The 17,871-nt window shown below is 71.5% G+C and carries 19 protein-coding genes; 18 read left to right on the top strand and 1 reads right to left on the bottom strand.

Annotated features, from left to right (window positions below; all coding sequences use genetic code 11):
- Positions 1–31: 31 nt before the first annotated feature.
- The 6 genes from J2X68_RS34625 to J2X68_RS34600 all read left to right on the top strand — a co-directional run bounded on the left by J2X68_RS34625 (position 32) and on the right by J2X68_RS34600 (position 5,980).
- Positions 32–784 carry a PIG-L deacetylase family protein gene (locus J2X68_RS34625; RefSeq protein WP_310436569.1) on the top strand — a complete coding sequence of 251 codons (753 nt, stop codon included), beginning with the start codon at positions 32–34 and terminating at the stop codon, positions 782–784.
- Positions 781–1,485 (top strand): 4-carboxy-4-hydroxy-2-oxoadipate aldolase/oxaloacetate decarboxylase, encoded by a 705-nt coding sequence (locus J2X68_RS34620; RefSeq protein WP_310436568.1) that lies wholly within the window; start codon positions 781–783, stop codon positions 1,483–1,485. Before J2X68_RS34625 ends, J2X68_RS34620 begins: the two co-directional genes overlap by 4 nt.
- The gene (locus tag J2X68_RS34615; protein ID WP_310436567.1) at positions 1,482–2,594 is read left to right on the top strand and encodes a 4-oxalomesaconate tautomerase; all 1,113 of its coding nucleotides are present in this window, start codon (positions 1,482–1,484) and stop codon (positions 2,592–2,594) included. Before J2X68_RS34620 ends, J2X68_RS34615 begins: the two co-directional genes overlap by 4 nt.
- On the top strand, positions 2,591–3,541 hold the full coding sequence (locus tag J2X68_RS34610; protein ID WP_310436566.1) for a VOC family protein: 951 nt from the start codon (positions 2,591–2,593) through the stop codon (positions 3,539–3,541). The genes J2X68_RS34615 and J2X68_RS34610 overlap by 4 nt, the downstream gene beginning before the upstream one ends.
- Before the next feature lie 194 nt (positions 3,542–3,735).
- On the top strand, positions 3,736–5,064 hold the full coding sequence (locus tag J2X68_RS34605) for an aromatic acid/H+ symport family MFS transporter (protein ID WP_310436565.1): 1,329 nt from the start codon (positions 3,736–3,738) through the stop codon (positions 5,062–5,064).
- 127 nt (positions 5,065–5,191) lie between these two features.
- Positions 5,192–5,980: an alpha/beta hydrolase gene (locus J2X68_RS34600; RefSeq protein ID WP_310436564.1), complete on the top strand. Its 789-nt coding sequence runs from the start codon at positions 5,192–5,194 to the stop codon at positions 5,978–5,980.
- A gap of 24 nt (positions 5,981–6,004) precedes the next feature.
- Here the strand turns inward: J2X68_RS34600 and J2X68_RS34595 are convergent, their stop codons facing one another.
- Entirely contained in the window at positions 6,005–6,418 is a 414-nt protein-coding gene (locus J2X68_RS34595; protein WP_062642881.1) for a cupin domain-containing protein, read from the bottom strand.
- Between the two features lie 201 nt (positions 6,419–6,619).
- On the opposite strand from J2X68_RS34595, the gene J2X68_RS34590 reads away from it, so the two are divergent.
- The 12 genes from J2X68_RS34590 (at position 6,620) to J2X68_RS34535 (ending at position 17,742) form a co-directional block, all read left to right on the top strand.
- Complete coding sequence (locus J2X68_RS34590; RefSeq protein ID WP_310436563.1) at positions 6,620–7,177, top strand: carboxymuconolactone decarboxylase family protein; 558 nt, start codon at positions 6,620–6,622, stop codon at positions 7,175–7,177.
- The gene (locus J2X68_RS34585) at positions 7,174–8,661 is read left to right on the top strand and encodes a sugar ABC transporter ATP-binding protein (RefSeq protein WP_310436562.1); all 1,488 of its coding nucleotides are present in this window, start codon (positions 7,174–7,176) and stop codon (positions 8,659–8,661) included. The genes J2X68_RS34590 and J2X68_RS34585 overlap by 4 nt, the downstream gene beginning before the upstream one ends.
- Positions 8,658–9,680 (top strand): ABC transporter permease, encoded by a 1,023-nt coding sequence (locus J2X68_RS34580; RefSeq protein WP_310436561.1) that lies wholly within the window; start codon positions 8,658–8,660, stop codon positions 9,678–9,680. Before J2X68_RS34585 ends, J2X68_RS34580 begins: the two co-directional genes overlap by 4 nt.
- 39 nt (positions 9,681–9,719) lie before the next feature.
- Positions 9,720–10,673, top strand: a complete 954-nt coding sequence (locus tag J2X68_RS34575; protein ID WP_310436560.1) for a sugar ABC transporter substrate-binding protein — start codon at positions 9,720–9,722, stop codon at positions 10,671–10,673.
- 102 nt (positions 10,674–10,775) lie between these two features.
- Positions 10,776–11,684 (top strand): LysR family transcriptional regulator, encoded by a 909-nt coding sequence (locus tag J2X68_RS34570; RefSeq protein ID WP_310436559.1) that lies wholly within the window; start codon positions 10,776–10,778, stop codon positions 11,682–11,684.
- Between the two features lie 109 nt (positions 11,685–11,793).
- Entirely contained in the window at positions 11,794–12,714 is a 921-nt protein-coding gene (locus tag J2X68_RS34565) for a VOC family protein (RefSeq protein WP_310436558.1), read from the top strand.
- A gap of 90 nt (positions 12,715–12,804) precedes the next feature.
- Positions 12,805–14,253, top strand: coding sequence for an NAD-dependent succinate-semialdehyde dehydrogenase (locus J2X68_RS34560; RefSeq protein WP_310436557.1), 1,449 nt, complete (start codon positions 12,805–12,807; stop codon positions 14,251–14,253).
- Positions 14,250–15,041 (top strand): fumarylacetoacetate hydrolase family protein, encoded by a 792-nt coding sequence (locus tag J2X68_RS34555; RefSeq protein WP_081553351.1) that lies wholly within the window; start codon positions 14,250–14,252, stop codon positions 15,039–15,041. The genes J2X68_RS34560 and J2X68_RS34555 overlap by 4 nt, the downstream gene beginning before the upstream one ends.
- Positions 15,038–15,409 (top strand): VOC family protein, encoded by a 372-nt coding sequence (locus tag J2X68_RS34550; RefSeq protein ID WP_310436556.1) that lies wholly within the window; start codon positions 15,038–15,040, stop codon positions 15,407–15,409. Before J2X68_RS34555 ends, J2X68_RS34550 begins: the two co-directional genes overlap by 4 nt.
- 42 nt (positions 15,410–15,451) lie before the next feature.
- On the top strand, positions 15,452–16,237 hold the full coding sequence (locus J2X68_RS34545) for an alpha/beta hydrolase (RefSeq protein ID WP_310436555.1): 786 nt from the start codon (positions 15,452–15,454) through the stop codon (positions 16,235–16,237).
- Positions 16,234–16,710: a heme-binding protein gene (locus tag J2X68_RS34540; RefSeq protein ID WP_310436554.1), complete on the top strand. Its 477-nt coding sequence runs from the start codon at positions 16,234–16,236 to the stop codon at positions 16,708–16,710. Before J2X68_RS34545 ends, J2X68_RS34540 begins: the two co-directional genes overlap by 4 nt.
- A 3-nt stretch (positions 16,711–16,713) precedes the next feature.
- The gene (locus J2X68_RS34535; protein WP_310436553.1) at positions 16,714–17,742 is read left to right on the top strand and encodes a methionine synthase II (cobalamin-independent)-like protein; all 1,029 of its coding nucleotides are present in this window, start codon (positions 16,714–16,716) and stop codon (positions 17,740–17,742) included.
- Positions 17,743–17,871: the final 129 nt, after the last annotated feature.

Raw genomic sequence — 17,871 nt, 5'->3', positions numbered from 1 at the left:
GGCGCCCACCTGTCACCAAGGAGATCTGAGAATGACCCAGGCCAACGCGCCCGCCAGCCCACCACGATCGACCCTCGTCGTCACCGCGCACGCCGGCGACTTCGTGTGGCGGGCGGGCGGCGCCATCGCCCTGGCCGCCTCCCGCGGGGAGAAGGTCACCATCGCGTGCCTGACCTTCGGCGAGCGCGGCGAGTCCGCCAAGGCGTGGCGTGAGGGCAGGAAGCTCGACGAGATCAAGGCGATACGCCGGGACGAGGCCGAGCGTGCCGCCGCCGCCCTGGGCGCCGAGGTCCGCTTCTTCGACGCCGGCGACTACCCGCTGGTGGCCACCGCCGAGCTGACCGATCTGCTCGTCGCCGTCTACCGCGACACCCAGCCGGACGTGGTGCTGACCCACCCCACCGAGGACCCCTACAACGGCGACCACCCGGCCGCCAACCGTATGGCGCTGGAGGCCCGGGTCCTCGCCCAGGCCATCGGCTACCCCGGCGAGGGCGAGATCATCGGCGCGCCGCCGGTCTTCTACTTCGAGCCGCACCAGCCGGAGATGAGCGGCTTCAGGCCCGAGGTCCTGCTCGACATCACCGAGGTGTGGGACACCAAGCGCAAGGCCATGGAGTGCCTCGGCGCCCAGCAGCACCTGTGGGACTACTACACCGACCTCGCCGTGCGCCGGGGCGTGCAGCTCAAGCGCAACGCCGGCCCCAACCTGGGCCTGGCGCACAAGACCATGGCCGAGGCGTTCATGCGTCCCTACCCGCAGATCGCGAGGGAGCTGGCGTGAGCGGCGTGATCGTGACGAACCCGCCGAAGGCGGAGCTGAAGGACGTCGACGCGCTGGCCGGTTTCGGCGTGGCCACGGTCGGCGAGGCGATGGGCCGGACCGGGCTGCTGAGCCCGGAGATCCGCCCGATCCAGCAGGGCGTACGGGTCGCCGGCACTGCCGTCACCGTGCTCAGCTGGCCCGGCGACAACCTGATGATCCACGCGGCCGTCGAGCAGTGCGGCGAGGGCGACATCCTGGTCGTCACCACCACCTCCCCGTCCACCGACGGCATGTTCGGCGAGCTCTTCGCGACCGCGCTCCAGCGGCGCGGGGTGCGCGGCGTGATCACGAACGCGGGCATCCGCGACACCCAGGAACTGCGGGACATGGGCTTCGCGGCCTGGTCGCGGGCGGTCTCCTCGCAGGGCACCGTGAAGGCCACCGGGGGCTCGGTCAACGTGCCGATCGCGATCGACGGACAGGTGATCCGTCCGGGCGACGTGATCCTCGCCGACGACGATGGTGTCGTGGTCGTCCCGCGCGAGCGGGCCCGTGCCACCGTCGCGGCGTCCGAGGCCCGCGAGGCCAAGGAGGCCCGCTCCCGCGCAGCCTTCCTCGACGGTGAACTCGGCCTGGACCGCTACGGGTTGAGGGACACCCTGAAGCGGCTCGGCGTCGAGTACAAGACGTACGACGCGTACGCGGGGGAGTCGTCGTGACCTCCGTGTCGGAGGAACTGCCCTGTCTGCTCATGAGGGGCGGCACCTCCAAGGGCGCGTACTTCCTCGCCGCTGATCTCCCCGCCGAACCGGCCCTGCGCGACGAGCTGTTGCTGCGCGTCATGGGCAGCCCGGACGCACGCCAGATCGACGGCCTGGGCGGTGCGCACCCGCTCACCAGCAAGGTGGCCGTGGTGTCGCCGTCGGCCGACCCGCGCGCCGACGTCGACTATCTCTTCCTCCAGGTCGCCGTGGAACGAGCCGAGGTGAGCGACCGTCAGAACTGCGGCAACATCCTCGCCGGTGTCGGCCCGTTCGCCGTCGAGCGCGGGCTGGTCGCCGCGGGGGAGCGGGAGACGGCCGTCCGCATCCGCATGGTGAACTCCGGCGACCACGCGACGGCGACCTTCCCGACGCCGGGCGGCCGGGTGGACTACACCGGCGCCGCCGGGATCTCCGGGGTGCCGGGGACGGCCGCGCCGGTGGTGATCGAGTTCCCGCCGGGCGACGGCGCGCTGCTGCCCACGGGCCACGTCCGGGACGAGATCGACGGGGTGGCGGTGACCTGCGTGGACAACGGCATGCCGACGGTGCTCGTCGCGGCCACCGCGCTCAAGGTCACCGGCTACGAGCTGCCCCGGGACCTGGAGGAGGACGTCGCGCTCGCCGACCGCCTCCGGACGATCCGGCTCGCGGCGGGCAGGCTGATGGGCCTCGGCGACGTGTCGGACACCACCGTGCCCAAGCTCACGCTGCTCGCCGCGCCCCGTGCTGACGGCGCGGTCACCACCCGCACCTTCATTCCCGTGCGCTGCCACCCGTCGATCGGCGTGCTCGGCGCCGCGAGCGTCGCGGCCGGGCTGCGGATCGAAGGCAGCGTGGGGGCGGAGCTGGCGCGGATCGACGCCGGAAGCGACCGCGTGCGCATCGAACACCCCACGGGATTCCTGGACATCGAAAGCAGCCTCGGGGCCACCTCCGACGGTCTGCCCCGCGCCCACCGCACCGCCGTGGTGCGCACGGCCCGAAAGATCTTCGACGGCACCGTCTTCCCCCGGTCCGCCGAGACGGCCCCCCTGCCCGCACGCTCCCCTGGAGGTCAACGATGACTCCGCCGCTCGGCGACATCGCCCACATCGGCCATGCCCAGCTCTTCACCCCGGACCTGGACGCCAGTGTCGGCTTCTTCACGGACTACCTGGGGCTGACCGTCAACGGGCAGGACGGCGACACGGTCTACCTGCGCACCTTCGACGACTACGAGCACCACAGCCTGGTGCTCACCGCCCGCGAGCAGCCCGGTCTCGGCCGGCTGGCCCTGCGCACCTCCAGCGCGGAGGCCCTTCAGCGCCGGGTCGCGGCCATCGAGGCGGCGGGCGGCACCGGTCACTGGGCCGAGGACGAACCAGGCCTCGGCAAGCTGTACGTCACCACCGACCCGGACGGCCACGAGCACGCCCTGTACTGGGAGAGCGAGCACTACCGGGCCCCCGACGGGCTGCGGCCGGCCCTGAAGAACCAGCCGCAGGCCAAGCCCAACCGGGGTGTGGGCGTACGGCGCCTGGACCACATCAACTTCCTCGCCGCCGACGTGCTCGCCAACTCCGAGTTCCAGCAGAACCTGCTGGGCGCGCGTCCCACCGAGCAGATCCGGCTCGACACGGGGAGGATCGCGGCGCGCTGGCTGACGTACACGAACAAGTCCTACGACGTCGTCTACACCTCGGACTGGACCGGGAGTTCGGGGCGGCTGCACCACATCGCGTTCGCGACGGACACCCGTGAGGACATCCTGCGCGCCGCCGATCTCGCGATCGACTCGGGCGTGTTCATCGAGACTGGCCCGCACAAGCACGCCATCCAGCAGACGTTCTTCCTGTACGTCTACGAGCCCGGCGGCAACCGCATCGAGCTGTGCAACCCGCTCACGCGCCTCGTCCTGGCCCCCGACTGGCCGCTCGTCACCTGGACCGAGGAGGAGCGCAAGAAGGGGCAGGCCTGGGGTCTGCGGACCATCGAGTCGTTCCACACGCACGGCACGCCGCCCGTCGGCTGACCCGTCTCCGGGGGTGCGCAAGGCGTCCGACCAGCAGGATCCACTGATTGTCGATGAGATTGTTGACAAAAGTGTTGACTCTTTCTGGGTCGGTCCTTAGCGTCTTGCGCACACCGGGTCAGCCGCACGAGCCGCGCCGGCCCTCTTCACTCGTCCCCTCCAGGGAACGTCTCCTGGACGAGAGGAAAACAACGATGTCCTCCTCCCCCGCGCTGTCCGCCCGCGGCAGCAGACTGGCCCTCCTGGTCGTCGGTCTGTGCTGGCTGGCCGTGCTCTTCGACGGCCTCGACATGTTCATCTACGGCTCGGTGCTGCCGCACCTGCTGGAGACGAAGACCTTCGGCCTCACCCCGGACACCGCCGGCGACCTCGGCAGCTACGCCACTTTCGGCATGCTGATCGGCGCCCTGACGGCGGGCACCGTCGCCGACCGGGTCGGGCGCAAGAAGCTCATGGTCGGCTGCGTGGTGCTGTTCTCGCTCGCCTCCGGCGTGTGCGCGATGGCGGGCAGCGTCGAGGTCTTCGGCCTCGGCCGGACCCTGGCGGGCGTCGGACTCGGCGGCCTGCTGCCCACCGCGATCAGCATGGTCTCCGACTACGCCCCGCGCGGCCGCGGCGCCCTCGTCATCGGCCTGCTGATGACCGCGCACCACGCCGGCGGCATCCTCTCCGCCTACGTCGCCAAGTGGCTCATCGACCCGGTCGGCTGGCGCGCCGCGTTCTGGGTGTGCGTGCTCCCGCTGCTCTTCGCCCCGGTGCTCGCCAGGCTGCTGCCCGAGTCGCTGAGCTTCCTCGTCGCCAAGGGCCGCACCGACGAGGCCCGCGAGCTGGCCACCCGCTACGACGTCGAACTGCCCGCCGAGAAGTCCGGCAAGCAGGGCGCGGCCGACCGCTGGAACGCGCTGAAGAACCTCTTCCGCGGTGGTGAGTGGACCCAGACCCTGCTGTACTGGCTGGCCTCCTTCGGCGGTCTGCTCCTCGTCTACGGCGTCGCCACCTGGCTGCCCACCCTGATGCGGGCCGAGGGTTACGAGCTCGGCTCGGCCCTGTCCTTCGTGGTCGTCTTCAACCTCGGCGGCATCGTGGGCATGCTGGTCGCCGGGCGCGCCGCCGACCGGTTCGGCGCCCCGCGCATCTCCGCGGTGTGGTTCGCGCTGACCGCCGCCGGCGTGTTCCTGCTCAGCGTCCACATGCCGATGACCCTGACGATGATCGTCGTCTTCTTCACCGGCGTCTTCCTCAACAGCGCCCAGACGATGATCTACGCGACGGTCTCCATCCGCTCGCACGCGGACAACCGGGCCACCGCCGTCGGCTGGACCTCGGGCATGGGCCGCTTCGGCGCCGTCTTCGGGCCGTGGCTGGGCGGCCAGCTGCTCGCCTCGGACAACGGCGACTGGGGCTTCACCTCGTTCGCGATCGCCGGCCTGTCGTCGATGGTCTTCATCGGCATCGCGGCGCTGCGTACCTCCCGGCAGACTCCGCGCGACGACGCCGACCAGCAACTGGTCGGCGCCCACTGACCGCGTCGTGACCACCGGGGGCAAGGACGGAGGCCGGCCGCCGCACCAGGGTGCCGCGGCCGGCCTCCGGCGCTCACGGCGATCCGCCCGAGGTGCGCCCGGGCGCGGGGGGCGTCACCCTCGACGTATGACCGAGCGCTGGGAGGTGCGGCGGGCGGGCCCGGACGACGCCACGCACCGGGTGCTGATGATCCCGGGTGCGCTGTGCACGACCGCGTTCTACGCGGATCTGATGGCCGAGCCGGCGCTGGCGGGCCTCGGGACGATCGCGGCGACCCTGCCGGGGTTCGGCCGTACCGAGGAGCCCGAGGACGTGTCCGTCGAGCACTACGCCCGGCTGATGTCGGACTTCGCGGCCGAGGCCGGCTGCGACACGGTCGTGGGCCACAGCCTGGGCGCGAACGTGGCGATCGAGATGGTCGCGGCGGGCCTGTTCACGGGACCCGTGGTACTGCTCTCGCCGACCTTCTCGCGAGGGGACGAGTCGAGGTCCCTGTCCGTGATCAACACGGTGGCGCGGGTGCCCGGGCTCGGCACGGCCGCCTGGGCGGGCATGCTGAAACTGCTGCCCCGGGCGATGGAGGACGAACTGCCGCCGCCGCGCGCGCATGCGCTGGCGGCGGCGATGGCCGACAACGATCCGGCGGCCTGCCGCCGGATCCTGCGGCACCACTACGCCTATCTGGACCGGTACGCGTCGCTGGTCCCCAGGCTGTGCGAGGCCGGGGTCCCGGCCTGGGTGGTACGCGGGGACCGCGACGAGGTCGGCCTGACCGACGCGGAGCGGCGGGGGCTGGAGGCCTGCCGGAACGTCCGGACGGTCACGGTGCCCGACGCGGGACACTTCGCGCTGGTGGAACAGCCCGCGCGGGTCGCCGCCGTCGTCCTGGAGGCGGTGACCGCGGCGGTGCGCTGAATGCCGTGCCCGGTCCCGCCGTCCTCAGTCGTCGGAGCCCATCTGGTCCTCCGCCGACAGGTGTTCCACCGTCCGGCCGGTCTCGGTGAACGTGCGCGTCACATGGCCCGAGGAGTACACCCACAGGATCCGCAGCGGGCGGTCGCCGATGTTGCGGAACAGGTGCGGGACGGGGGACGGCACGTACGTGGTGTCGTACTGCTCCAGCTTCGTCACCTCGCCGTCCACCCACACCTCCGCCTCACCCTCGAGGATCGTCACGTGCTCGTCGCAGTTGTGCGAGTGCAGCGGGGCCCCGGAGCCGACCGGATAGACACTCATCCCGCTGGTGATCCGGTTCTCCCCGTTCGCCGACGTCGTGGTGACGAGCGGTGTCGTGACGACCGCGCCGCCGCGGTCGAGGAGCGGGACGGACGCGGCCTTGATGATGGTGGTCATGCCGGACGACGTTAGGTCGCCGTCCGGTGAACGGGGGGCCTCCGGCATGCAGTTTTACGTTGCGCTCCGAGGTGGGTGAGCTTCTCGGACACGGCTGTACCTTCACCTGGCACCGCACGGATTCCCGACCCGTGCCCGTAACGCGCCGGAAAGAAAAGGCAGGTAGAGGCCGTGAGGCTCCCCGTTCTCGACGAAGAGGAAATGGATGCGCGGCAGCAGGAGCTGGCCGCGCGGATCGCCGGCCGCCGTGGCGCGGTGCGCGGTCCCTTCCGGGTCTGGCTGCACAGCCCGGAGATGTGCGAACGGGCCGAGTCGCTCGGCGCGTTCGCCCGGTTCGACTGCTCGCTGCCCAGGCACCTGCGCGAGCTGACCCTGCTGATGGCCGCCCGCAACTGGGACGCGCAGTACTCCTGGAACGCGCACGTGCACCAGGCGGTCGAGGCCGGCATCCCGGAAGCCGCGGTGAACGCCATCGCCGAGAAGCGCGAGGCGGTCTTCGACAACGAGGCGGACCAGGCCTTCTACCGGTTCTGCCGGGAGATCCTCGACGAGCACTTCGTCACCGACGCCACCTTCGCGGCGGCGCTGGCGCACTTCGGCTCCAAGGGTCTGGTGGACACCATCGGCGCGCTCGGCAACTTCACCATGCTCGGGATGTGCCTGAACACCTTCCAGGTGGACCTCCAGGCCGACACGGAACCCCCCTTCCCCGACATCCGCGGCTACGGACGTGTGGCCCCCGAGGGCGACCGGCCATGACCGCCGTACTGCGCGCCCGGGGCGTCACCAAGAGCTTCGGCGGGGCGGCCGCCCTGAAAGGCGTCGACCTCGATCTGTACCCCGGCGAGGTGCACGCCCTGATGGGCATGAACGGCGCCGGCAAGTCGACCCTCGTGCAGGTGCTGTCCGGCGTCCACCAGGCCGACGCCGGCACGATCGAGATCGACGGACAGGAGCAGCACGGGCTGAGCGTGCGCCGGGCACGCAGGCTCGGCATCTCCTCGGTGCCACAGCGCCGCGAGCTGGCGATGGGCCTGAGCGTCGCCGAGAACATCCTGCTCGGCGACCTGCCCACCCGGGGGCGCGCCGTGCGGTGGAAGGCCGTCAGGGAAGAGGCCCGCACGGCCCTCGCCGCCCTCGGGATCGCCGTCGACGTGGAGCGCGCCGCGGGTTCGCTCACCGTCGCCGAGCAGACCATGGTCGAGGTGGCCCGCGAGGTCCGGCGCGGCGGCCGGGTGCTGATCCTGGACGAACCGACCGCGTGTCTGAGCGCCAAGGACGCCGACCGGATCCGCGCCCTGGTGCGCACCCTGCGCGACGAGGGTGTCGCCGTCGTCTACATCTCGCACTACATCGACGAGGTCATGGCCGTCGCCGACCGCCTCACCGTCCTGCGGGACGGCGCCGTCGTGACGAGCGCGCCCGCCGCCGAACTGGACGACGCCGCACTGGTGCGCGCCATGGTCGGCCGGGACGTCGTCTCCACCCGCCCCGAACGCCCCGCGCCGAAGGACGAAGTCGGCCTTTCCGTCAGGGGGTTGAGCCAGGGCCGGGCCATCAGGGACTTCACCGTCGAGGTGCGCAGGGGCGAGATCGTCGCCGTCCTCGGACCCGCCGGGGACGCCCAGTCCCGGCTGTTCGACCTGCTGTCCGGACGGCAGCGCCCGGAGCGCGGCGAACTGCGCGTCGACGGCAGGGCCGTGCCCTTCGGCCGGGTCCAGGCCTCGCTCGCCGGCGGGCTGCGGTGTGTCACCGGCGACCGCCGTGCCCTGGGCCTGGTCCCCGGCATGTCGCTGGACGAGAACCTGATGCTCGCCGAGGACCGGTTCGCCCGCCGCCGTCTGCACCGCCGGGGTGGACTCGCCCGCCGGGCCGCTCCGCTGCGCCAGAGCTACGGGGTGCGGGCGCTGGCCGGGAACCCGCCGGTGAGCGCGCTGTCGGGCGGCAACCAGCAGAAGGTGCTGCTCGGCAAGTGGCTGGAGACCTCACCGGCCGCCTGCTTCCTGGAGGACCCCACCAACGGCGTGGACATCGCGGCCATGGCCGACATCCACACCCTCCTCGACGACCTCGCCTCCCGGGGAGTGGCCGTACTGCTCGCCTCCTCCTCCGCCGAGGAGGTCATGCGGCTCGCCGACCGGGTCGTCGTCGTGAGCGCCGGCCGCGCCGTCGCCGAACACGACATCACCGCCATCACCCGCGACGAACTCGTCGCCACGGCCCTCGGAGGTCAACCGCAGTGAGCGTCAAGACACTTACCGATGCCCCCGGCGTCTCCGACCCGCCCGAGGAGCCCAGGTCCCGCTTCACGCCGGGCAGGGTGCGCGATCTGCCGCACGCCGGGCTGGTCGCCGTACTCGTCCTCGTCGTGGTGTTCACCGCCGTGCAGAGCGAGACGTTCGCCACCGACCGCAACATCGTCAACATCCTCGGCCAGGTCAGCGTCAACGCGGTGCTGGCCGCCGGACTCACCCTGCTGATGACCGCGGGCGGCATGGACTTCTCGATGGGCAGCAACGTCGCCGTCACGGCCGCCGTGTCGGCGAAACTGCTCGCCGACGGCCGGCCCACCGGTTACGCCGTCGCCGTCGCGCTGCTGCTCGGCACCGCCATCGGACTCGTCAACGGGCTGGTGGTGACCTTCACCAAGGTGGCGCCGTTCGTCGTGACGCTGGCCTCTGCCACCCTGCTCGACGGCGTCGCACTGCTGGTCCACGACGGCTCCACCATCTCCATCGGCACCCGGATGTTCGCCCTCGGCAACGACAAGGTGCTCGGCGTGCCGTATCTGCTGATCGTCGCCGTGCTGGTGCTGATCGCGACGGCGCTCGTCATGCGGTTCACGGTGTTCGGCCGGGACGCCTTCGCCATCGGAGGCAACGAACACGTGGCCCGCCTCAGCGGCATCAACGTCACCGCCCGCAAGCTCACCCTGTACGGCCTGACCGGCACCCTGTCCGGACTCGCCGGCCTGATGCTGCTGTCCCGCCTCGGCTCCTCCAGCCCCGGCGGCACCGCCGGCCTCTCGCTCCAACTGGCCGTGGTCGCCGCGGTGGTGATCGGCGGCACCTCGCTGGCCGGCGGACACGGCACCGTCATCGGCACCGCGCTCGGCCTGGTGCTGCTCGGTGTGGTGGCCAACGCGCTGAACCTCCTGGACTTCTCCAGCAACTACCAGCCGGTCTCGGTCGGCGCGGTGCTGCTCGTCGCGGCCGTCGCCAACGAGATGCACAAGGCCCGCCAGGGCTCGGCCCGCCACTGACCCTCCCTCCCGTCCATGCCTCCCGAAAGGCGTTTCACCATGAGACTCTCCGCCCGTTCGCGCAGGGCGCTGTTCGCCACCGTCACCGGCTCCACCCTGGTGCTGACCGGTTGCGGCACCGGCGACAGCGGCAGCGGCAGTTCCGACAGCGTCTCCCTCGGCTTCGTCAACGGTGGCGACACCAACTTCCACAGCTGTCTCCAGAAAGCCGTCGAGGGCCAGGCCAAGACCGCGGGAGCGAAGGTCTACACGGCCAACTCCCACCAGAACGCCGGGACCGAGCTGTCCAACATCGAGGACATGATCTCCCGCGACGTCAGCGCGCTGATCGTGCAGACGGTCAACGTCGACGCGCTCAAGGGCGACATCGCCAAGGCGAAGGCCTCCGGCATACCGATCTATCTGACCTCCGTGTCCACCAGCGACGCCGCGGACGTCCTCGGCGCGGCGGTCGTCGACCTCAAGAAGGTCGGCAGCCTCGACGCGGGCTGGATCGCCCAGGACGCGGGCACCAAGAACGTGCAGGTCGGCATCGTGGCCGGGGCTCCCGGCGCGGCCTCGGACCTGCTGGTGGGCGGCTTCAAGGGCGCTCTGCCGGCCACGGCGAAGGTCGTCGCCAACCAGCCGGGCATGTTCAACCCGGCGAAGGCCCAGGACGTGGCGGAGAACATGATCCAGGCCAATCCCGACCTGGACTACGCGTTCGTCGCCAACGAGGAGATGGCCTTCGCCGTGCGCAAGGCGTTCGACGCGGCCGGCGCGAAGGACGTCAAGATCGTCACCGTGAACGGGACCGACGAGGGCCTGGCCGCGGTCAAGAGCGGCGCGTTCTCCGCCACCGTCTCGAACTCGGCGAAGACGATCGGCGAGACGGCCGTCAGGAACGCCGTAGGGCTCCTCGGAAAAGAAAAGGTTGACAAGATTGCCGACATTCCTCTTCTGTTGGTGACCAAGGACAACCTGAGCGAGGCACCCCAGTACTGCCCGAAGTGAGGGCCCCACCGGGAAGCGGTGCCTGCCCGCGCCCGGTCGTCCCGAGCCGCAGGAATGCTCCCGTTCCCGACGCCGCGGGCGGGAGCCGCAATCGGAGGAAACATGGACCGCTTGCTGCTGATGCACAGTTTCGTCACTGTCGCTCAGGCCGGAAGCTTCAACGGGGCCGCCAAGAAACTGGGCTCCTCCGGGTCGCTGGTGTCACGGCACGTGGCCGAACTGGAACGTCAGGTGGGGGTCCGCCTGGTCAACCGCACCGCCCGCTCGGTGAGCCTCACCGAGCCGGGCCTGAGGTACGCGGAATTCGCCGCCCGCATCCTCGAGGAGATCGACGCGCAGGACGCGGCACTCGCCGACTCGCACGACCGGGCCGAGGGCACCCTCAGCATCATCTGCCCGAAATGGATAGGCAGTCTGGACCTGGGTGACGCGATCGCCGCCTTTTCCGCGGCCCACCCGAAGATTCAGGTCCGATTCGAACTCGGCGGAATGTCCGACCGTACCTACGATTTCCTGGACAGCGGATTCGACGTCGCATTCCACACCCGCGACCTCCGCGATTCCAGCGTCCGCCTGAAGAAGATCTCCTCCCTGCCGTTCGTGCTGTGCGGCTCGGCGGACTACATCGAACGGCGGGGCGGCCTCGCGCATCCCAACGACATCGCGGGCCACGACTGCCTGGTGCACGTCAACGACCCGGTCTGGCGCATCGGCCACGGCCACGCGAGCACCCTGCACAAGATCCGCACCATCGCCTTCTCGTCCAACTCGTACCTCGCGCTCCAGAAGGCCGCCGTGCACGGCCGGGGCATCGCCCTGCTCCCGCAGCGCCCGGCCTACGACGACCTGGTCTGCGGCGCGCTGAAGGTGCTGCTGCCCGAACTCGCCGTACCGGACCGCCCGCTGTACGCCATCTACGGCCCGGGACAGGCCACCCCGCGCAAGATCAGCGTGTTCCTGGACTTTCTCTCCGCGTGGTTCTCACAGAACCCGATTCCCGCGATCCGGTAATCCCGACGGCACGCGCAACCAAGAGTTGCGCATCGGGTGGAGCCGGGTCCATTGAGGCCCCGGCCACCCCCTGCCTACGCTCACCAGGCGACCCGGAAACGAGGAATGCATGGGCATCCAGAGAATCGAATCGGTCACCTACGGCATCGACGACCTCGACGCATGCCTCCGGTTCTTCGACGACTTCGGTCTGTTCCTGGTGGAGCGGAGCGAGGAACACGCCGTCTTCGAGACCCTCGCCGGGCAGACGCTCCACCTCGACACCGCCCCGAACCCGCTCCTGCCGCCGCCGGTGGAGCAGGGGCCCACCCTGCGCGAGGTCGTCTGGGGCGTCGACACCCCGGAGGAGCTGGCCCGGCTCGCCGAGGCGGCCGGCCGCCGGCGCGCGGTGCGCGAGAGCGCCGACGGTGTCCTGCACACCGTCGACCTCAGCGGCTTCGGCGTGGGCCTCACCCTCGCCCGGCCGAAGCCGGTCACCGTCACCCCCCGTCCCGCCAACGCGACGGGCGCCGTCCACCGCTGGAACACCGCACTGGAGCCGGTCACGCGCGCGTACCCGCTGCGCATGTGCCATGTGGCGCTGAACATCGCCAAGGCGGGCAAGGACGAGGCCGTCGCCTTCTACACCGACGTCCTCGGCTTCCGGCCGACCGACGTCGTGGAGCCGATGGGCGTCTTCCTGCAGGCCCCGGGCGACGACGACCAGCACACCATGCTGCTCTGCCACCGCCCGGACCGGGTCGGCGTCAACCACATCGCCTACGAGGTGCCCGGCTTCGACGATGTCATCGAGGGCGGCAACCACATGATCGAGAAGGGCTGGCGGGAGGCCCGCCGGCTCGGCCGCCACACCGTCGGCTCGAACGTCTTCCGCTTCCTGCACGCCCCGTGCGGGGGCCGCGTCGAGTACGCCGCCGACATGGACCGGGTCGACGACACCTACGAGACCCGCGTCCACGAGACCGCCCCGCCGCACCACATCTGGGCGCTGCGCACGAACCGCGACCAGGACGCCGGCACCGTCTCCTGAGCCGCTCCCGCCCCGCCGCGCGACCCCATCGACCCGCCCGCCTCATCGATCCCGCCTCATCGACTCTCCAGCCTGAGAGGGCACCCACCCATGACCACCGACCACGGCTACCCCGCCGTCCGCCTCCACATCGCGGGCGAGTGGTGCCAGGGCGGCACCGGACGTACCGCCCCGATCGTGAACCCGGCCACCGAAGAGGTGATCGGACACGTACCCCTGGCCGCCCCCGCCGACCTGGACCGCGCCCTCGAAGCCGCCGCGGCGGGCTTCAAGGTGTGGCGCGCGACGCCGGTCGCCGAACGCACCGCAGTCCTGCACGCCGCCGCCGACCTGCTGACCGGGCGCGCCGCCGAGATCGGCCGGATCATGACCCTGGAGCAGGGCAAACCGCTCGCCGAGGCGACCGGTGAGGCCCGCCGGGTGGCCGGCGCCCTGCGCTGGCACGCCGACGACGCCCGCCGCGCCTACGGCCGGATCATCCCCGCCGAGCCCGGCACGCTCCTCACCGTCCGCCGTGAGCCGATCGGCCCGGTCGCCGCCTTCGTGCCGTGGAACTTCCCGGCGGGCGGCCCGATGCGCAAGATCTCCGCCGCGCTCGCCGCCGGCTGCTCGATCGTCGTCAAGGCCTCCGAGGAGACCCCGGCGACCGCCATGGAACTGGTGCGCTGCTTCACCGACGCGGGGCTCCCGGCCGGGGTGCTGAACCTCGTCTTCGGCGAGCCCGCCGAGGTCTCCGCCCACCTGATCGCCTCCCCGGTGGTCCGGCTGGTCGCCTTCACCGGCTCGGTGCCGGTCGGAAAGCTGCTGGCCGCGCAGGCCGGCCAGGTCATGAAGCCGTCGCTGATGGAACTCGGCGGCCACGCCCCGGTGATCGTCTGCGCGGACGCCGACCCGGTATCGGCCGCCCGCAAGGCCGCCCTGGCCAAGTTCGCCAACGCCGGCCAGGTCTGCACCTCGCCGAGCCGCTTCCTCGTCCACGAGAGCCTCGTGGACGAGTTCACCGCCGAGTTCGTGAAGGCCGCCGAGGCGGTGGTCGTCGGTGACGGACTCGAACCGGGCACCACCATGGGTCCCCTGGCCAACGCACGCCGGCTGGAGTCCCTGGAGCGGCTCACCGCCGACGCCGTCGCGCGCGGCGCCACGGTCCTCACCGGCGGCGAGCGGGCAGACCGGCCGGGCTACTTCTTCGCGCCGACCGTCCTGACCGACGTCCCCGAGGACGCCGGGCTGCTGCACGAGGAACCGTTCGGACCGATCGCGCCGATCGTGCCGTTCGCCGGCCTCGACGAGGCCCTCGCCGTCGCCAACGCGCTGCCGTACGGCCTCGCCGCCTACGGCTTCACCGCCTCCGCCGCGACCGCCGAGAAGCTCTCCGCCGAACTGGAGGCCGGGATCCTCTCCCTGAACCACTGCGGCGGCTCCGTCCACGAGGCGCCCTCCGGCGGCGTCAAGGACAGCGGCTACGGCCGGGAGGGCGGGCCGGAGGCGCTGGACGCCTACCTGGTCACCAAGCGCGTCTCCCACCAGCTGGCGCCATGAGGTACGCACGGCTCGCGGTCGACGGAAGGACGCGATGGGGCCGGGTGGGGGAGACCGACGTGGAGCTGCTGTCCGGCTCCCCGCTGGCAGGCGATGCCGAGGCCGTCGGGACCGTCCGGCGGGACACGGCCGACTGGCTGCCGCCCGTCGTCCCGCCCGTGTTCTACGCGGTCGGACTGAACTACCCCCGGCACATCGCGCACGCGGCCCGGCTCGGCAATCCCGCCGCCGTCACGCCGGACCGCCCGGAGGTCGGCTACCGCGCCAACAACGCCCTCACCGGCCACCGTTCACCCATCGTGAAGCCGGCCGGGGCCGAGGGACGGTTCGAGGCCGAGCCCGAACTGGTCGCCGTCATCGGCCGTACGGTCCGGCACGCCTCCTACGAGGAGGCCCGCGGATCCGTCTTCGGCTGGACCATCGGCAACGACGTCAGCGCCCGCACCTGGCAGCACCAGGACCGCACCCTGTGGCGCAGCAAGAACAGCGACACCTTCAAGCCGATGGGCCCGTGGATCGAGACCGACGTCGACGCCCTGGCGCAGACCACCACCTTGCGGGTCAACGGCGCGGAGCGGGCCTCGTTCCCCACCGGAGACATGGTCTTCGACCCCTTCGACTACATCGTCGAGATCACCCGGCACATCACCATGCGACCCGGGGACGTGCTGTGGATGGGCGCCGAGTCGACCTGCGCGATCGAGCCCGGGGACACCGTGGAGATCGAGATCAGCGGTATCGGTGTGCTGTCCAACCCCGTTCACCTCGAAGGGAACCACCAGTCATGAGCGCGGAACCCCGCTACATCCACCACGTCAACTTCCCCACCACCGACCCCGACCGCACCGCCGCCTGGTACACGAAGGTCTTCGGCATGAAGCGGATCATGCCCAAGTCCAACACCCGGGTCGTGCTGATGACCCGCGGCAACTTCGACCTGCACTTCACCCCGGTCGAGGAGATGGAGCGCATGGCGCCCTATCACTTCGCCGTCGAGGTCGACGACTGGGACGACTTCCTGGCGCACCTCGGTGAGCTGGGCATCCGGCACACCCGGCCCATCCAACGCCCGGAGAACCAGTCGAAGTTCTGCTACATCCACGACCCCGACCACACCATGATCGAGATCGTGCACCACGCCAAGCGCCCCAGCTGATCACGCGCCCGACCGATCGACCCCGTTGAGGAGCTCCCTCCCATGCCTCTCGCCGACTCCGACGGCACCTCCCTCTACTACGAGCGCCACGGCAGCGGTCCGGCGATCCTGTTCGTGCACGGCAGCGGCGGCCACCACGCCGCCTGGTGGCAGCAGGTCGCCGCGCTGCGCGACGAGTTCACCGTGGTCACCCTCGACCTGCGCGGCTTCGGCCAGTCCGACTCGACCATGGCGGAGTTCGACGGCCAGGACTTCCCCGGTGACGTCGTCGCCGTCCTCGACCAGGAGGACCTGACCGACGTCATGCTGGTGGGGCAGTCCATCGGCTCCGTCGCCGCCCTGCGGGCCGGCCTGCTGCGCCCCGAACGCGTCTCCTGTGTCGTCCTCGGCCACTCGCTGGGCGGCATCAGCCATCCCGAACTGAAGGAACTTGCCGCCGCCGACCGTGCCGAGGCCGTCAGACTCCCGGTCATCGACCGGCTGTTGACCAGGACCTTCCAGCGCGAGCGGCCCGACCTCACCTTCCTGTTCCAGCAGATGGGCACCTTCAACGCCGCCAGGATGCAGGACCTGCGCAACCTCGACACCGACGGCCCCTCCCTGGAGGAGATCGAGGCCTCGGGCGTCCGGGTCGCCTTCCTCGCGGGCGAGAAGGACGCCGTGCTGAGCGTCGAGACGGTGACCCGCGCCCACGAACTGCTGGCCGGCTCGCACCTGGAGATCGTCCCGGGCGCCCCGCACTCCATGTACTGGGAGACGCCCCAGGCCTACAACGAGGCCGTCGCCCGTCTGCGCCGCACCCTCACCGCACAGAAGGAAGCAGCATGAGCAGCCTGACCCTGGCCGCCGCCGAGGAGATCATCGAGGCCGCCACCCGGCGGGCCCGGGCCGTGGGCAAGGCGGTGAGCGTCGCCGTCGTGGACGCCGGAGGCTTCCCCGTCGCCATCCGCCGCCCCGACGGGGCCCGCCCCCTCACCCCCGACATCGCCCGCGCCAAGGCGTACACCGCGGCCGTCATGCAGCGGCCCGGCGCGATGCTGAAGAAGTGGCAGGAGAGCCAGCCCGTCTTCTTCGCCCAGCTCTCCCAACTCCCGGGCGCGGCCATGCCGATCATGGCCACCGAAGGCAGCGTCACCATCAAGAAGGACGGCGAGATCATCGGCGGCCTCGGCATCGCCGGCGGCACCGCGGACGAGGACCAGACCATCGCCGACGAGGTGCTCGCCTCCCTCGGCTACGAGCTGGAGTTCGCCGCCTGGGGTGTCGCGGGCGGCCCCGCCGGGCCCGGAAAGGACGCGTGACCCATGGCGGACACGTTCAACTACCGCATCGACCACCACGGCAGCCTGGTCCGTCCCGCCGAACTGGTCGCCGCCCGCGCGACCGGTGACCCGGAAGCCCGGGCGGCCGCCGAGCGGCGGGCGGTCGAGGAGGCGGTCGTCCTCCAGCGCAGGCTCCGCTCGACCGTCGTCACCGACGGCGACTTCCCCCGCGAGGACTTCCGCGGCGCCGTCCTCGACGCCGTGACCGGTTTCCGCCGCACCGACGAGGTCGGTCCGGACGGCCTGGTCGGCTGGGTCGCCGAGTCCCTGCCCAAGGCGAACGGCCCGCTGCTCGCCGACTGGGCGGACCGGCTCACCGCGCTGACGGTGATCGCGCCCAAGGTCTCGCTGCCCTCCCCGGCCTACCTCGCCGCGACCACCTACCGCCCCGGCCCCGGGGTGGCCTCCGCACGCGAACTGGGTGAGGCCCTCGCGGAGATCGTCCAGGCGGAGATCGAGCTGCTGGTGTCGAGGGGAGTACGGCTGATCCAGCTCAACAACCCCTTGCTGCTGGGCCAGTTGGCGGTCGAGCCGGCCGACCCGGGGGCTCTGTCCTTCGAGGACGCGGTGGCCGTCGAGGCCCTCGCCGTACGTCTCGACGAACGCCCCGAGGGGGTACGGATCGGGGTCGCTCCCGGCCATGCCGCCCCCGCGGCGGTGGACCGGGCACGCGCCGAGCGGCTGTACGGCGCGGTACCTGCCGACCGCTGGATCCTGCCCCTCGACCAGGGCACCGGGGCGGAGCTGGACCTCGTCCGGGCGCTGCCGGAGGACCGGGACGTCTGCCTGGGCGTGGTCGACGCCACCGTGCCCAGACTCGAGGACCTCGACACGGTGATGGCCCGCATCGACGCCGTCGGTGAGTTCAAGGACCTCGAGGACGCGGCCGTGTCGCCGTCCCGGGGCTTCGCCGACGTGGCGAGCCGGCCGCTGCTGACGGCGGAGGAACAGCGCAGGAAGATCGTGCTGGTCGAGACGGTCGCCCGCTACGTCTGGGGCAACGAGTTCTGACGGCGGAGGACCGGGGCCGGGGGGGGCGCGCGGGGGGCCCCGCCCCCCGCGCACCGCGCCCCCCCCCGGGGGGGCCCGGCCCCCGGGGGCCCGCCCCGCGCCGCCCGCCCCCCCCGCCCCCCGGGGCGG

The organism is Streptomyces sp. 3330, from assembly GCF_031456635.1.
Lineage (GTDB): Bacteria > Actinomycetota > Actinomycetes > Streptomycetales > Streptomycetaceae > Streptomyces.
Note: the sequence above shows the minus strand (reverse complement) of the source record. Positions and strands in the feature narration are given on the sequence as shown.

Coding starts and splice junctions, on each gene's coding strand:
- J2X68_RS34625 (WP_310436569.1), top strand. CDS start 32: ATGACCCAGGCCAACGCGCCCGCCAGCCCACCACGATCGACCCTCGTC.
- J2X68_RS34610 (WP_310436566.1), top strand. CDS start 2,591: ATGACTCCGCCGCTCGGCGACATCGCCCACATCGGCCATGCCCAGCTC.
- J2X68_RS34605 (WP_310436565.1), top strand. CDS start 3,736: ATGTCCTCCTCCCCCGCGCTGTCCGCCCGCGGCAGCAGACTGGCCCTC.
- J2X68_RS34600 (WP_310436564.1), top strand. CDS start 5,192: ATGACCGAGCGCTGGGAGGTGCGGCGGGCGGGCCCGGACGACGCCACG.
- J2X68_RS34595 (WP_062642881.1), bottom strand. CDS start 6,418: ATGACCACCATCATCAAGGCCGCGTCCGTCCCGCTCCTCGACCGCGGC.
- J2X68_RS34590 (WP_310436563.1), top strand. CDS start 6,620: ATGGATGCGCGGCAGCAGGAGCTGGCCGCGCGGATCGCCGGCCGCCGT.
- J2X68_RS34585 (WP_310436562.1), top strand. CDS start 7,174: ATGACCGCCGTACTGCGCGCCCGGGGCGTCACCAAGAGCTTCGGCGGG.
- J2X68_RS34575 (WP_310436560.1), top strand. CDS start 9,720: ATGAGACTCTCCGCCCGTTCGCGCAGGGCGCTGTTCGCCACCGTCACC.
- J2X68_RS34570 (WP_310436559.1), top strand. CDS start 10,776: ATGGACCGCTTGCTGCTGATGCACAGTTTCGTCACTGTCGCTCAGGCC.
- J2X68_RS34565 (WP_310436558.1), top strand. CDS start 11,794: ATGGGCATCCAGAGAATCGAATCGGTCACCTACGGCATCGACGACCTC.
- J2X68_RS34560 (WP_310436557.1), top strand. CDS start 12,805: ATGACCACCGACCACGGCTACCCCGCCGTCCGCCTCCACATCGCGGGC.
- J2X68_RS34555 (WP_081553351.1), top strand. CDS start 14,250: ATGAGGTACGCACGGCTCGCGGTCGACGGAAGGACGCGATGGGGCCGG.
- J2X68_RS34550 (WP_310436556.1), top strand. CDS start 15,038: ATGAGCGCGGAACCCCGCTACATCCACCACGTCAACTTCCCCACCACC.
- J2X68_RS34545 (WP_310436555.1), top strand. CDS start 15,452: ATGCCTCTCGCCGACTCCGACGGCACCTCCCTCTACTACGAGCGCCAC.
- J2X68_RS34540 (WP_310436554.1), top strand. CDS start 16,234: ATGAGCAGCCTGACCCTGGCCGCCGCCGAGGAGATCATCGAGGCCGCC.
- J2X68_RS34535 (WP_310436553.1), top strand. CDS start 16,714: ATGGCGGACACGTTCAACTACCGCATCGACCACCACGGCAGCCTGGTC.